Raw genomic sequence first — 12,677 nt, 5'->3', positions numbered from 1 at the left:
CTCGAAAGCCTTAAACATTAAGAGCAGTACTTACCTTCTAGAGTAGCCACATCAGTTGATTTGTCATCAATCATCTGATTTAAAGCTCTTTGAGCGATCTCACGATTCTCTGGAGTTTTGAGATGGGTATTAATCAGGCTAGATACATCCTTTCTAATGGATGTATTGCCATAGCGTAGCCCTTTTAATGTTGATACAGCTTCAGCCGAAATTTGGCATTGTTGACTCACCAATGCAGATGAGTCTGAGGGTTTGGTATTGGCGTAGGCAAATGCGGCTACAGAAATTGATACGGCGGCTAATAGAGTTTTTTTCATCTTAGTTCCTTATTTTGTGACCACAAGTTGGGCAGCAGCCCAAATCTTTTGCTTTCGACTTTCTGAGAGCGGCATACACACTTGATTCTGAAATCTCCAACTTTCTCGCTGCCTGAGCGGCAGTTAAGCCCTTCCCTACCCACTCCAAGGCTTGATGTGTTTTTGGTACTTGTCTCTTCATTTCATCTCCCAGTGAACATACTATACCACTGAAGTTGTGAACTTGTGAAGTTTATTTACATGGGAGAAACCCTAGATTGGGTTAAAAATCAGAAATTAGGGATTGGAAGAAATGGAGAAAAGAAAAAAGCCGCCCGGAGGCGGCTTTTGCAAAGCAGTTAAAACTGAATTAAGCAGCTAATTTAGCAGCAGATTTCTTTGATGGTTTTACAGCATATTGGCCTTGAATATTTGCCAATGCAGCGTCAACACTCTTCTCAAAGTTTGCGAAAGCATCAGTAGCTGTAGCGCGAACTTGGTCAAACTGTTGGAGTGAAGCATCAAATGCTGTTTGGAAAGCAGATACAAAAGCTTCAGCGCCAGCAGGTGCAGTTTTAGTAGCTTCTTTAACGAACTTTACTAAATCAGCGCGTGCATCATCGATTGAAGCATCAACTACTTGAGCAACTTCTTTATTGCCATTGCGAACAACTTGGTTCACTTTAGCTTGGTAAGCAACAGCGTACTTAGCAGCTTCTTGAGCAGCTTCTGGCTGAGCCAACTTAGCCAATTGCTGTGGATCTTTGATAGCCAACAATTGTGAGCTTGTATCTTGTGCAGCAGCCAATGCATCTTTAGCAGCAGCTTGGTTGATTTCTGCTAATTCTTGGGCACTTTCAACAGCTACTTGAGCCAAATGTTTAGCATTTTCAACAGCTTTAGCTTGAGCTTGGGCGATCTGATCGTTTAATTGAGTTTGGAACATGACTTCTCCTAATTTGGTTGGTTTATTTGTTGCGATGCACCATTGTATACATATTAATGCTGTGCTGCAACATTTAGTTGCAAAAAAAATATATAAGGAAAGAGGTGAAGAATATTTATAAAAAAATCAATAAATACAATGACTTATTAATTTTAAAGGGATCGAAAGGTGCTGAAATACGTCAAAATAGAAATCTAAGGTGCAACTGAGGCCCCCTGGACACCGTGCGTTCTTAGCGAATTAGCAATAAAACCTGAGGATTTCATTTGTGCAACAAAAGCATCCAATGCGCCCAAAGCCTCGTCACCATAGGACTTTGGAGCACCCATGGCCTGCTGAATTTGCATAAAACGGCCTGGTAAGAGTCTCAACCCAGAGAACCTTTGCATATCAAATTCCAGTTGCTGGCGAACCCCAGCAGCCACTTCCAAGCCCTCTCGCATGAATAGATCTACTACGGTAGGTGATGTTGGTGCTCTAACAATATGCGCATTACGTAATTCCCTTGTTAAATAAAGATCATATGCACTTCCCTTACCAACAACAACCCGGTTCATTGAGTCGTCAACCTGGCTATTCTCAGCAATTGGGGAGCCAGCTTTGACAAGATAGGCTCCCTCAATTAACACATAGGGAGCAGTAAAGCCAATATCTACACCACGCAATGGATCAATGGCAAAAAAACCAATGTCTGCTGCGCCATGAATAACAGCCTCAACAGACTTCCCAGCAGAATCAAAAACTACAAGATCAACATCAACCTCTAAAAACTTAGCAAACTGACGTGCAAGATCAACAGAAACGCCAAAAGCCAATCCTGATTGAGGATCACGATTTGCCAAGATGGGATTGCCAAGGTTGATTGAGGCCCTCAATCTGCCGGTAGATGCGAATTGTTCAATTATTTTAGGACTAAGAAACATGTTTATGTAATAAGTGCCCGTAAAAGTAGTCGTGTATGTGCTTGGCTGGATAAATGAGATCTTATATTAGTTCTTTCAAACATCTTGATGTATCTTATATGCGATGGGATCTTTCCACCTGTGCTTTAGGCAGAGGCCTGGGAAAGCGGAGTCCTTTCGGGTTTTTTTAGGGGAAATTTTTTTGTTTTATGAATGAATTAAATTGAGTGGCATCTGTCTGGATTAGGCTTTACAGTAGGTCAACTACAAAAAATACAGTTAAATATTGAGATACAGCTTGCATTTCATAAAGGCAAAAAATGTTAGAAGTTAGGGACGGAACGATACAAAGCGGGTCAATCAGAGCAAGGGATGGAGAATCAATCTCATATAACTTGCATAATTCGTGCAAGACGCCCAATAGACGCTTAGTACTAATCCACAGCCTTGCTATGGATGGCAGTTTTTGGAATAACAATATTCCTGCACTTGTGGAGAGTGCGAATATTCTCACGATTGACTGTCGTGGTCATGGAAACTCAAGCAAATCGCCAACAAAATACAGTATCGAATATTTTGCAAATGACCTAGAGGATGTTTTAAATCATCTTCAATGGGAGGATGCCGTCATTGTGGGCGCATCCATGGGAGGCTCAGTATCACTAGCATTTGCAATTGCTCACCCTAAACGCATAAAAGGTTTGGGCCTAATAGATACAACCGCATGGTACGGCGCTGATGCGCCCCAGAAATGGGCTGAAAGAGCGAGTAAAGCGGTCAATGAAGGCCTTTCCGCTTTAATAGACTTTCAAAAAACGCGCTGGTTTTCAGAGTCCTTTATTAACAACCACCCTAAAGAAGTGGCTCGATTGGTTGATATCTTTATAGCCAATGATGCCCAATGCTTTCAGCAAACTTGCACCATGTTGGGCGCATTTGATGTTAGAGATTCTCTTAAAGACATCAACTTTCCTACGGCAATTATTGTCGGCGAAGAAGATTACGCTACACCAGTAGAAATGGCTCAGCAAATGCATACGAATATTAAAAATTCAACATTAAAAATCATCCCCAAAGCAAGGCACTTAACGCCAATAGAATGCTCGGAAGAAATTAATGTAAGTTTAACGGCGCTAATAGCAAAGGCGTATCAATGAATATTACGGGCAAGATACAAGTACCGGCATCAATATCCGCAGTATTTCAAAAACTCAGCGACCCCATTTTTTTTGCATCCTGTATTGATGGCGTCTCAAATCTGACAGAAATTGGACCAAATAAATATAGCGCAGTATTAGAGACAAAAATTGCTTATATCAAAATGAAATTTGCTATTACTGTCGAAATAACTGAACTAGATTCTCCGCACAGAATTACCGCTAAGACCGAAGGCAACCCAATTGGCTTGGTAGGAAGATTGACCACTGTTTCAACTGCAAATTTGAGCGAATTAGATGGTGAGACCATGATTGAATATGCTATCGATATAGTGTTAACAGGCAAGTTAGGAAGTCTTGGCCAACCCGTTTTAAGATCAAAAGCAAAAGAGCTTGAAAATCAATTTGCCAATAATCTAAAAAATGCTTTTCTTAATTAAGAAAGAGTAAAAGGTATGCTGCCATTTGAATTATTAAATCCCACTAGTTTTGATGAAGCTATCAAATTACTCAGCCTAGACCCAGATAATTCCAAACCAATTGCAGGCGGTACTGCGTTAATGTTGATGATGAAAAGTCAAATATTTACGCCAACTCAAGTCATTAGTCTGCGCAACATTAAAGATGGCTCTTATATAAGAACTGAAACCAATGGAGAACTTAAAATTGGCGCACTAACCAAGCTCTCAGATATCGAAAACTCCGTATTAATCGCAGGGCATGCCCCTGTCATTTGCCAGGCAATGATTAAATTATCAAATGTCCGGGTGCGAAACGCTGCAACTATCGGCGGAGCCCTATCCCATGGCGATCCCCATATGGACTTGCCACCAATTCTGAGCTGTCTTTCTGCTGTAGTACGCACTATCAGCCCAAAGGGAAAGAGAACAATTCCAGTCGATAGTCTATATTTAGGCTACTACGAAACTTGCCTAGAGCCTAATGAGTTGATATATGAAGTTTCACTCCCAGCCAGTATCAGCCCCTATTCATCCTATATAAAGTGCACTACTAGATCAGCAGATGACTGGCCTGCATTGGGTGTTGCAGTCAATCTAAACGTTAAGGCCAATCATATCGAGTCGTCAAGAATCTTTATGGGCTCAATTGCTGATGTACCCACTAGACTAGTTCAACTTGAAGAGAGACTCACGGCCAAGGAGCCAACTCCGACCCTGCTTGCTTTAGTTGCAGATCTAGTTTCTGAGGAGATCGATCCCGTCTCAGATCATCTTGGCAGTGCTGAATATAAACGCGCACTAGCGAAGGTTTATGTCAAACGCGCACTACTCGAAGCCTATAACAATGGGGTCAACCATGCCAAATAATTTACCCCCCACCAACCAAGTTGGAAAATCACTCCCACGAAAAGAATCAAGAAGCAAGGTTACAGGAAAGGCAATATACACACATCATTTGACCTTGCCAGGCATGCTCTATGGAAAAATTTTCAGAAGCACCATAGCCCATGGAGTAATAAAATCGATTAATACGGAAGAGGCCAAAAAGATACCTGGTGTGCATTCTGTATACACAATCGAAGATGTTCTCAAAATTATTCCGGAGCCCTACTTTGGCCCTGCGTTCTTAGATCAGCCAATACTTGCTCACGAAAAAGTTCGGTATGTAGGTGAACCAGTTGCAGTAGTGCTGGCAGAGGATCCCCATATCGCAGAATATGCGACACAATTTATTGTCGCTGACTATGAGGAATTGCCTGCAGTTTATGATGAAATTGAAGCAATGACTTCAGATGCTGTTGTTCACGATGTTTTAAAGCCATCCGGAACATTCCCGGATCTAAAACACCTCATTGGAAAAAAGAATACCAATATTGCCCTTGACTACCACCTAAAGCGAGGAAATGTCGAAGATGGCTTTAGTAAGGCTGACTTTGTCATTGAGAATACCTTTCGGACTCAGCAAGTAATGCACACGCCTCTAGAACCAATGGTTTCAATGGCGCAGGCAACTGAAGATCAAATAACTATTTATACGGCATCTCAGAGCCCCTCATTTGTTAAATTAGAAATTGCTCGCTTGTTAGGTTTTCGCGAAAATCAAATACAGGTGAAGGTTCCACATTTAGGCGGTGGATTTGGAGCAAAGCTGTATATAAAACTCGAAGCCCTAGTGGTAGCTCTTTCGATGCTATCAAAAAGACCAGTTAAAGTATCTCTTAGCATGGAAGAGCAGTTCTACACGATCACGAAACACCCTACTACATTCAAAATTAAAAGTGGCGTTACTAAGGATGGAAAGATTATTGCAAGGCAATGTGATGTTTGGTGGAATGGCGGTGCTTACGCAGATATCGGACCTCGGGTGACACAAAAATCTGGCTTTACTGCGGCTGGTCCATATGATATTGATAACGTAAAGATTGATTCTTACGCACTCTATACCAATAGACCTCCGTCAGGAGCGCTTCGAGGCTTTGGAATTCCCCAATTGGTTTGGGCCTATGAAAGCCATATAGACATCATTGCCCGTCAGCTCAATTTAGACCCCCTCGCCATTCGACGCAAGAATATTTTAAAAGAAGGTCGTCCTCAGGCTACTGGGACACTAATGCAAGGCGCAGAAATTGAACTTGTACTGGAGCGACTTGCAGCCCGAATGAACTGGGATGCCCCTATTCAGAAAAGCCAAGATAAGGTTAAACGGGGTCGCGGCATCGGGATTGGCTTCAAAGCTGTTGTAGCTCCTACTACATCTACCGCTCTCATTAGCCTTGGAGCTGATGGCAGCTACATACTTTCAATGGGTACTGTTGATATGGGGCAAGGATCTGATACAGCAATGGCTCAAATTGCAGCTGAAGTCTTGGGTATCTCTGCTGCAGAAATTAAAGTAAGTACGCCTGATACAGATATCACGCCCTACGACATGGCAACTTTAGGGTCGAGATCTACCTTCCATATGGGTCATGCTGTTCGATTAGCTGCTCTCGATCTAAAAAATAAACAAGAGGATTTAGCTAAAGAAGCTGGTTTAGGAGAAAATTACAATGGTGGCATCAAGGAAATTTTCCTGAAACGATTCGGAATGCAAGCCGGCACCTTAGTGGGGTTTGGCAGCTATATACCAAGCTATACGCCTCCAGATAAAACCGATGGCTCAACAACTAATGCAACTCCATTTTGGATGATTGGAGCAACAGGTGTTGAGCTTGATGTCGATACAGAATCAGGGGAAGTGAGAATTGAAAAAATGATTAATGTTGTTGACTGTGGCAATGCAATTAATCCAAAGGTAGTTGAAACACAGCTTTCTGGCGCGGCAATTATGCAACTAGGATTTACTTTGTTTGAAAAAATGAATTTAGATCATGGCCAGGTCACAAATGCCTCATTTGCTGACTATAAAATTCCAGGTATCAATGATCTTCCTCTCATTTTTGAAAATGAGATTGTTCAGGCTTACCAACAAAATGCGCCTTATGGTGCAAAAGGTGTTGGTGAAAGCGCAACGTTTGGAGTTTCACCAGCTATTGCAAATGCGATTGATGACGCGGTTGGGGTTCGTATTTTTGAACTTCCCATTACCGGTCAAGCAATCTTAGCTGGGCTGCAGCAGCAAATGAATCACTCAAGCAAGGAATAAATTGATGAGCTCAAACAAAACAGAAATCCATTTTGTCCTCAATGGTAGCAAGGTTAGCGCAGTAGTTGGCAATAACCAGAATATCGTCGAATTACTCAATCAACTCAATTTTCGTGGGGCTAGAGAAAGCTGTGGTCAAGGTTTATGCGGTGCATGTACAGTCTTGATAGACGACATTGCGTATTCTGGCTGCTTGGAATTTGCCGCAATGCTGGATGGCAAAGAAGTGAAAACGATTGAAGGTCTTGAAAAAAACGGTGTGCTAGATCCCATACAGGAGGCATTTGTAGAGGCAGGCGCCTTTCAGTGCGGATTTTGTACGCCAGGATTTATATTAATGATTAGTCAATTGCTAGATAAAAATCCCAATCCAAGCGAAGCTGAAATACGACACTACCTATCCGGAAACCTATGTCGCTGCGGCGCCTATCCAGAAATCATAAAAGCAACTTTTTTAGCAATCGAAAAAAGAAAAGTTATTAATTAATCACTTAGAAAGGTTGAAAATGAAAAGATTCACTCTGAAAACTGTATGCTTTATCGCTATTTTGTTTGGCAGCATCGGCACGGCTTTTTCACAGGAATATCCCAATAGACCAATTCGAATCATCGTGCCATTCGCTCCCGGAGGAGTTGTTGATGTCACAACAAGGCTTCTGACTCAAAAGATGACCGAAAGACTGGGCTGGAATTTTATAGTTGATAACAAACCAGGTGGTAATGGCTTTATCGCCGTTACCGCAGCCGCAACTAGCCCTCCCGATGGTTATACGCTGCTAATGGCACACACTGGCGAGTTCTCCGTTAATCCGGCAATTTTTCCTAATATCCCCTACTCCTTAGAAAAAGATTTTTTACCGATAACCATGATCAGTGATACGCCCATGTTATTGGTGGCAAATAGCAAGATGCCTTTCAATACTTATAAGGAGATGATCGCTGAGGCTAAAAAAAATCCTGATTCCCTTTCATTTTCTAGCCCAGGTAACGGTAGCATTAACCATCTCGCGGGCGAGTGGATTGCTCTTGAAAGTGGAACCAAGATTTTGCATGTGCCCTACAAAGGTGGTGCTCCAGCAGTAGCAGCAGTTGCCTCGGGCGAAGTACCCCTTGGCGTTGTAGCCATTCCAGCAGTTGCGCCACATATCCTTTCTGGGAATGTCAAAGTTATCACCCTAACCACTAATACCAAAACAAACTACAACAAATCTTGGGCTACTACGCAAGAAGATGGTATCGGAATGGTTAATGCATCTAACTGGGTTGGCTTATTTGCACCTAAGGGGGTTCCAGATCCAATTATTCAGAAACTCTATAAAGAAGTACTGGCCACGATTGAGCAGCCTGAAGTGAAGAAAAATTTTGCTGATAAAGGTGCGGATGTTGGTGGAATGTCTCCACAAAAATTTAACTCGAGAATCCGTGAAGATCTGGATCGCTATAAAGAGATCGTAAAAAAAGCTAACCTGCGAGTCCAATAAATTACATGGGATCGAAAGTCGAGTACTTTAATCCTCCAGGGCTTTCAAAGCCTGGAGGGCACTATAGTCATGCCGTTGCTGCTAATAATTGTATTTTTATCTCCGGACAATTACCAATAACGAAAGATGGCCAAAAGCTTACAGGATCAAGCTTCAAAGACCAAACGATTCAAGCCCTAGAAAACCTCAGGTGTGCTCTTGAAGGTGCTGGTGGCAGCATAAAAAGTTTGCTACAAGTAAGGGTCTATCTAGATGACATCAATAATTGGCCCGAATTTAACTCTATTTACACAGTATGGGCTGGAGAATCCATGCCAGCAAGAGCGGTTGTTCCAACCGGCCCACTTCACTTTGGACTAAAGATAGAAATTGAGGCGATTGCAGCGAATTGCTGAATTTAAGCCCCTTAGTAGACAGGGTGAAAAGAAACCCTCAATAGGCCGAGCCCTAAAGATAAAAGCCACCCCTCAGGGTGGCTTTTGGCAACGCTTTTAGCAGCAAAGAGTGTTGTATCTCACAAACCCTTTTCTGCCTATTGACTTGGCGGAGACGAGAGGATTCGAACCTCCGATCAGAGTTTTAGCCCCGATGCTCCCTTAGCAGGGGAGTGCCTTCGACCAGCTCGGCCACGTCTCCGTATTTCTAACTCTTTACAACGACCCACAGTTTAACGGATAACCGCTACAGAGGGGTTTTACTGCCCTTTTGCAGGATTACTTCTGGTCTAGCTCAAATGCCTTATGAAGGGCCCTTACGGCTAGCTCCATGTACTTCTCATCAATCACTACAGAGATCTTGATCTCACTGGTAGAGATCATCAAGATATTGATGCCCTCCTCTGACAAGGTGCGGAACATCTTGCTGGCAATACCAACGTGAGAACGCATACCTACTCCCACCACTGAAACTTTCGAAACCTTAGGGTCGCCTGAGATCTCTTTCGCTTCGATGTGAGCTTGTACTGTGTTCTTCAGTAGGTCTAGCGCTTTTTGATAATCAGCACGTGGAACAGTAAAGGTGAAGTCAGTCTTACCATCCACCGATTGATTCTGAATAATCATGTCAACGTCAATATTGGCATCGGCAATTGGACCCAATATTTGATATGCAATACCTGGGCGATCAGGAACTCCCAAAACGGTAATCTTCGCTTCATCACGCGCAAAGGCGATGCCGGAAATAACTGCGGCTTCCATAGTGCTGTCCTCTTCAAATGTAATCAAGGTACCCGACTTCATTTCGATGTCTAAAGGTATCAATGGGTCTGTCAGGGAGGACAGAACCCGGGTTTTAACTTTGTATTTACCGGCAAACTCAACTGAACGAATCTGCAAGACCTTTGAACCCAAGCTAGCCATTTCTAGCATCTCTTCAAAAGTAATCTTGTCTAGTCGACGTGCATCCTCACAAACCCGTGGGTCAGTGGTGTAAACGCCATCAACATCGGTATAGATCAAACACTCATCTGCTTTCAGTGCAGCAGCCATAGCTACTGCGGAAGTATCTGAACCGCCACGACCTAATGTGGTAATGTTGCCATCGGGATCAACGCCTTGGAAACCAGTAACCACCACTGCTTTACCAGCGTTCAAATCACTCAGAATTTTTTTGTCGTCAATACTCTTAATGCGCGCTTTAGTAAAAGCAGAATCGGTATGAACCGTTACCTGCCAGCCCGCATAACTTACCGCATCAACACCTTCACGCATCAATGCCAAGGCTAACAATCCAGAACTAACTTGCTCACCTGTAGAGGCAATCTGATCTAACTCACGTGGATTAGCATCAGGATTAATTTCTTTTGCGAGACCGAGCAGGCGATTAGTTTCACCGGACATGGCCGAAGGCACTACAACCACTTGGTGGCCTGCGCGCATCCATTTAGCAACGCGTTTAGCGACATTGGCAATGCGCTCTGTTGAGCCCATTGAGGTGCCACCATATTTATGAACGATAAGAGCCATAAAAACCGTCTATTTCACCATCTGTAACAGGAAATGAATTTCCTGAGGATCAAAAAGGCCTTATTTTACAGGGTTTTGTACCTGCTAAGCCTTCTGTTGCCACTCGGGTCGTACCCGGGGCCCGGTGTGAACCAAATGCGGATAGCTCAGGCCCACCCCTGCAACAGCGATCAAATCGCCATCGATATACAACAGAGGCGCCTGACGTTCCCATGGAGGAACATCGCCCTCCTGAAAGAGATTTTTGAGGGTCTTGCGGGGCGTATTGGCTTTGATTTGGATCTTTTCTGATCCAGACCTCTCTTTTAGCGTAATCAGCCCATTTTTCTGGGCATCTTTAATCCATTGGCTTGCAAACCCAGGGGCTTTACTAGCAATGGGGATGGTTTTAAAAACCCATTCACCTGCCTTTACTTCCTCAACTTGCAAAACGCCACGCCAGAGACGAATGATGCTTTGGTCATGATTCCACTCTAGCTGTGCATCTGCTTTTACTACTTCAAGATCACGCCACCAAGCAGCAAGACGTTCTTGCGATGGCATCGTCATTCCATTTACCCTTAACCAATACCGCAATACATTATTGGCTGCAGGCAAATCTTTTTGTGCCAGCTTAAGCAATGGCTGATGCCCAATCCCGTTTTTCAAAAGAATATGTTTGCCATCCTGCATAGCCAAGCGATCCAGCAGACCCTGGGCCTCACCAAGCAATCCTGCACTTCGCGCCAGGTTGGCAATTGCTTCAGGTTGAATCTTTTCTAATGCGGGAATGATTGTTTTACGAATTGCATTACGACGATATTGAGAATCTTGATTGCTAGGATCTTCAATCCATTTGAGCTTATGTTCTTTTGCGTAAGCCTCTAGCTCTTTTCTGCTTTGTCCTAATAAAGGACGCCAGAGGGTGATCTTGCCCTCTTGAGCATTCAGCTCACGGCTAGCCGGCATCCCAGCTAGGCCAGCAACACCGGCGCCGCGCAGGAGCTGCAAGAGTGTTGTTTCTGCCTGATCATTTTGATGATGCGCGAGGAGCAAGTCTTCAATGCCGTATTCAGCACAGAGATCTGCAAGGGCCTCATAACGTTCTGCTCTTGCCCTAGCTTCAACATTGCCCTGCTCTTCACCCGCTAAATGCAGGAGTCGAAAATCAAAGTGCACTTGATATTTTTTAGCAAGTTTCTCACAAAAGATCAACCAGTCATCAGCCTGTTTTTGCAAACCATGATGAATATGAAACACATAAACTGCAGAAGATTTGTTTTTAGATTGCGCTTTGCAAACTGTATCGAGTAGCACAACCGAATCGAGGCCACCACTTAAGGCAACCGCAATTCGTTTTCCAAGTTTAGGACTTGGCTGTGATTTCCTTGAACTTGCCATAACTCATTAGACGTTCATGACGACGCTCAAGAAGTGAATCTACCTTCATGCCATCAAAAGTCTTAATTGACTCACTGAGGGACTTACGCATATTGGTCATCATGGTGTCATAGTCACGATGAGCACCACCTACTGGCTCAGCCACAATCTTGTCGATCAAACCCAGCGCCTTTAAACGCTGCGCGGTTAAGCCTAATTGTTCCGCGGCCTCTGGAGCCTTATCAGCTGTCTTCCACAGAATCGAAGCACAACCCTCTGGCGAGATCACCGAATAGGTCGAGTTTTGCAGCATCAGCACTACGTCGCCCATGGCAATTGCTAAAGCGCCGCCCGAACCACCCTCACCAATAATCGTCGCAATAATAGGTACTTCTAATTCCGCTTGCACATAGAGGTTACGGCCAATCGCTTCTGATTGATTGCGCTCCTCAGCATCAATACCCGGAAATGCTCCAGGTGTGTCAACAAAAGTAAAAACAGGAATGCCAAACTTTTCCGCAAGGCGCATCAGGCGCATGGCTTTGCGATAACCTTCAGGACGACTCATGCCGAAGTTACGAAGAGCGCGCTCTTTAGTATCACGACCCTTTTGGTGACCAATCACCATGCACGGTTGATTATCAAAACGTGCTAAGCCACCGATGATGGATTGGTCATCAGCAAAGGTACGATCACCATGCAGTTCATGAAAGTCAGTAAAGAGTGCGCTGACATAATCCAAGGTGTAAGGACGCTGTGGATGACGAGCGACTTGTGATACTTGCCAAGGTGTTAAGTTGGCGTAAACATCTTTAGTGAGTTGCTGACTTTTTTCAGAAAGCGTTTTGATCTCATCGGAAATATCTACCGATGATTCATCTTGTACAAAACGCAGCTCTTCGATCTTTGTTTCTAATTCGGCGATTTGCTGCTCGAAATCCAGGAAAGTCGTTTTCATAGTCTGAT

The 12,677-nt window shown here is 43.7% G+C and carries 13 protein-coding genes and 1 tRNA gene; 7 read left to right on the top strand and 7 right to left on the bottom strand.

Annotation, left to right across the window (positions count from 1 at the left end; genetic code table 11):
* Positions 1–17: 17 nt before the first annotated feature.
* The 3 genes from ICN17_RS08010 to ICN17_RS08000 form a co-directional block, all read right to left on the bottom strand.
* Positions 18–317 carry a hypothetical protein gene (locus tag ICN17_RS08010; RefSeq protein WP_087909908.1) on the bottom strand — a complete coding sequence of 100 codons (300 nt, stop codon included), beginning with the start codon at positions 315–317 and terminating at the stop codon, positions 18–20.
* Between the two features lie 349 nt (positions 318–666).
* Positions 667–1,242, bottom strand: a complete 576-nt coding sequence (locus ICN17_RS08005; RefSeq protein WP_216236974.1) for a phasin family protein — start codon at positions 1,240–1,242, stop codon at positions 667–669.
* A 194-nt stretch (positions 1,243–1,436) separates the two neighbouring features.
* Positions 1,437–2,165, bottom strand: a complete 729-nt coding sequence (locus ICN17_RS08000; RefSeq protein WP_216236973.1) for a transporter substrate-binding domain-containing protein — start codon at positions 2,163–2,165, stop codon at positions 1,437–1,439.
* A gap of 299 nt (positions 2,166–2,464) precedes the next feature.
* Between ICN17_RS08000 and ICN17_RS07995 the strand changes: the two genes are divergently transcribed.
* Genes ICN17_RS07995 through ICN17_RS07965 form a run of 7 tightly spaced genes read left to right on the top strand, consistent with a single transcriptional unit; the run spans position 2,465 to position 8,783 of the window.
* Positions 2,465–3,301, top strand: a complete 837-nt coding sequence (locus ICN17_RS07995; protein ID WP_255538366.1) for an alpha/beta fold hydrolase — start codon at positions 2,465–2,467, stop codon at positions 3,299–3,301.
* Complete coding sequence (locus ICN17_RS07990; protein WP_216236971.1) at positions 3,298–3,741, top strand: CoxG family protein; 444 nt, start codon at positions 3,298–3,300, stop codon at positions 3,739–3,741. The genes ICN17_RS07995 and ICN17_RS07990 overlap by 4 nt, the downstream gene beginning before the upstream one ends.
* A 15-nt stretch (positions 3,742–3,756) precedes the next feature.
* Complete coding sequence (locus tag ICN17_RS07985; RefSeq protein WP_216236970.1) at positions 3,757–4,629, top strand: xanthine dehydrogenase family protein subunit M; 873 nt, start codon at positions 3,757–3,759, stop codon at positions 4,627–4,629.
* Complete coding sequence (locus tag ICN17_RS07980; protein ID WP_370625967.1) at positions 4,574–6,907, top strand: xanthine dehydrogenase family protein molybdopterin-binding subunit; 2,334 nt, start codon at positions 4,574–4,576, stop codon at positions 6,905–6,907. The genes ICN17_RS07985 and ICN17_RS07980 overlap by 56 nt, the downstream gene beginning before the upstream one ends.
* 4 nt (positions 6,908–6,911) lie before the next feature.
* Complete coding sequence (locus ICN17_RS07975) at positions 6,912–7,394, top strand: (2Fe-2S)-binding protein (protein WP_216236969.1); 483 nt, start codon at positions 6,912–6,914, stop codon at positions 7,392–7,394.
* A 19-nt stretch (positions 7,395–7,413) separates the two neighbouring features.
* On the top strand, positions 7,414–8,388 hold the full coding sequence (locus tag ICN17_RS07970) for a tripartite tricarboxylate transporter substrate binding protein (RefSeq protein ID WP_216236968.1): 975 nt from the start codon (positions 7,414–7,416) through the stop codon (positions 8,386–8,388).
* A 5-nt stretch (positions 8,389–8,393) separates the two neighbouring features.
* A complete protein-coding gene (locus tag ICN17_RS07965) occupies positions 8,394–8,783 on the top strand; it encodes a RidA family protein (protein WP_216236967.1) in 390 nt (129 codons plus the stop codon).
* A 146-nt stretch (positions 8,784–8,929) separates the two neighbouring features.
* On the opposite strand, the gene ICN17_RS07960 is transcribed toward ICN17_RS07965, so the two are convergent.
* From ICN17_RS07960 to ICN17_RS07945, 4 genes are all read right to left on the bottom strand, one after another.
* Positions 8,930–9,024 (bottom strand) — tRNA-Ser (locus ICN17_RS07960).
* A gap of 77 nt (positions 9,025–9,101) precedes the next feature.
* Positions 9,102–10,352, bottom strand: a complete 1,251-nt coding sequence (locus tag ICN17_RS07955) for an aspartate kinase (protein ID WP_087909905.1) — start codon at positions 10,350–10,352, stop codon at positions 9,102–9,104.
* An 84-nt stretch (positions 10,353–10,436) separates the two neighbouring features.
* Complete coding sequence (gene tilS / locus ICN17_RS07950; RefSeq protein ID WP_216236966.1) at positions 10,437–11,732, bottom strand: tRNA lysidine(34) synthetase TilS; 1,296 nt, start codon at positions 11,730–11,732, stop codon at positions 10,437–10,439.
* On the bottom strand, positions 11,698–12,669 hold the full coding sequence (locus ICN17_RS07945) for an acetyl-CoA carboxylase carboxyltransferase subunit alpha (RefSeq protein WP_216236965.1): 972 nt from the start codon (positions 12,667–12,669) through the stop codon (positions 11,698–11,700). The genes tilS and ICN17_RS07945 overlap by 35 nt, the downstream gene beginning before the upstream one ends.
* Between the last annotated feature and the right edge of the window lie 8 nt (positions 12,670–12,677).

It is taken from the genome of Polynucleobacter sp. 73C-SIWE (genome assembly GCF_018882465.1).
Lineage (GTDB): Bacteria > Pseudomonadota > Gammaproteobacteria > Burkholderiales > Burkholderiaceae > Polynucleobacter.
The sequence above is the reverse complement of the archived record's forward strand: the minus strand, read 5'-3'. Positions and strand labels throughout refer to the sequence as shown.

Excerpts from the sequence above, each read along its gene's own strand:
- ICN17_RS08010 (WP_087909908.1), bottom strand. The coding sequence starts at position 317 with ATGAAAAAAACTCTATTAGCCGCCGTATCAATTTCTGTAGCCGCATTT.
- ICN17_RS08005 (WP_216236974.1), bottom strand. The coding sequence starts at position 1,242 with ATGTTCCAAACTCAATTAAACGATCAGATCGCCCAAGCTCAAGCTAAA.
- ICN17_RS08000 (WP_216236973.1), bottom strand. The coding sequence starts at position 2,165 with ATGTTTCTTAGTCCTAAAATAATTGAACAATTCGCATCTACCGGCAGA.
- ICN17_RS07995 (WP_255538366.1), top strand. The coding sequence starts at position 2,465 with ATGTTAGAAGTTAGGGACGGAACGATACAAAGCGGGTCAATCAGAGCA.
- ICN17_RS07990 (WP_216236971.1), top strand. The coding sequence starts at position 3,298 with ATGAATATTACGGGCAAGATACAAGTACCGGCATCAATATCCGCAGTA.
- ICN17_RS07985 (WP_216236970.1), top strand. The coding sequence starts at position 3,757 with ATGCTGCCATTTGAATTATTAAATCCCACTAGTTTTGATGAAGCTATC.
- ICN17_RS07980 (WP_370625967.1), top strand. The coding sequence starts at position 4,574 with ATGTCAAACGCGCACTACTCGAAGCCTATAACAATGGGGTCAACCATG.
- ICN17_RS07975 (WP_216236969.1), top strand. The coding sequence starts at position 6,912 with ATGAGCTCAAACAAAACAGAAATCCATTTTGTCCTCAATGGTAGCAAG.
- ICN17_RS07970 (WP_216236968.1), top strand. The coding sequence starts at position 7,414 with ATGAAAAGATTCACTCTGAAAACTGTATGCTTTATCGCTATTTTGTTT.
- ICN17_RS07965 (WP_216236967.1), top strand. The coding sequence starts at position 8,394 with ATGGGATCGAAAGTCGAGTACTTTAATCCTCCAGGGCTTTCAAAGCCT.
- ICN17_RS07955 (WP_087909905.1), bottom strand. The coding sequence starts at position 10,352 with ATGGCTCTTATCGTTCATAAATATGGTGGCACCTCAATGGGCTCAACA.
- tilS (WP_216236966.1), bottom strand. The coding sequence starts at position 11,732 with ATGGCAAGTTCAAGGAAATCACAGCCAAGTCCTAAACTTGGAAAACGA.
- ICN17_RS07945 (WP_216236965.1), bottom strand. The coding sequence starts at position 12,669 with ATGAAAACGACTTTCCTGGATTTCGAGCAGCAAATCGCCGAATTAGAA.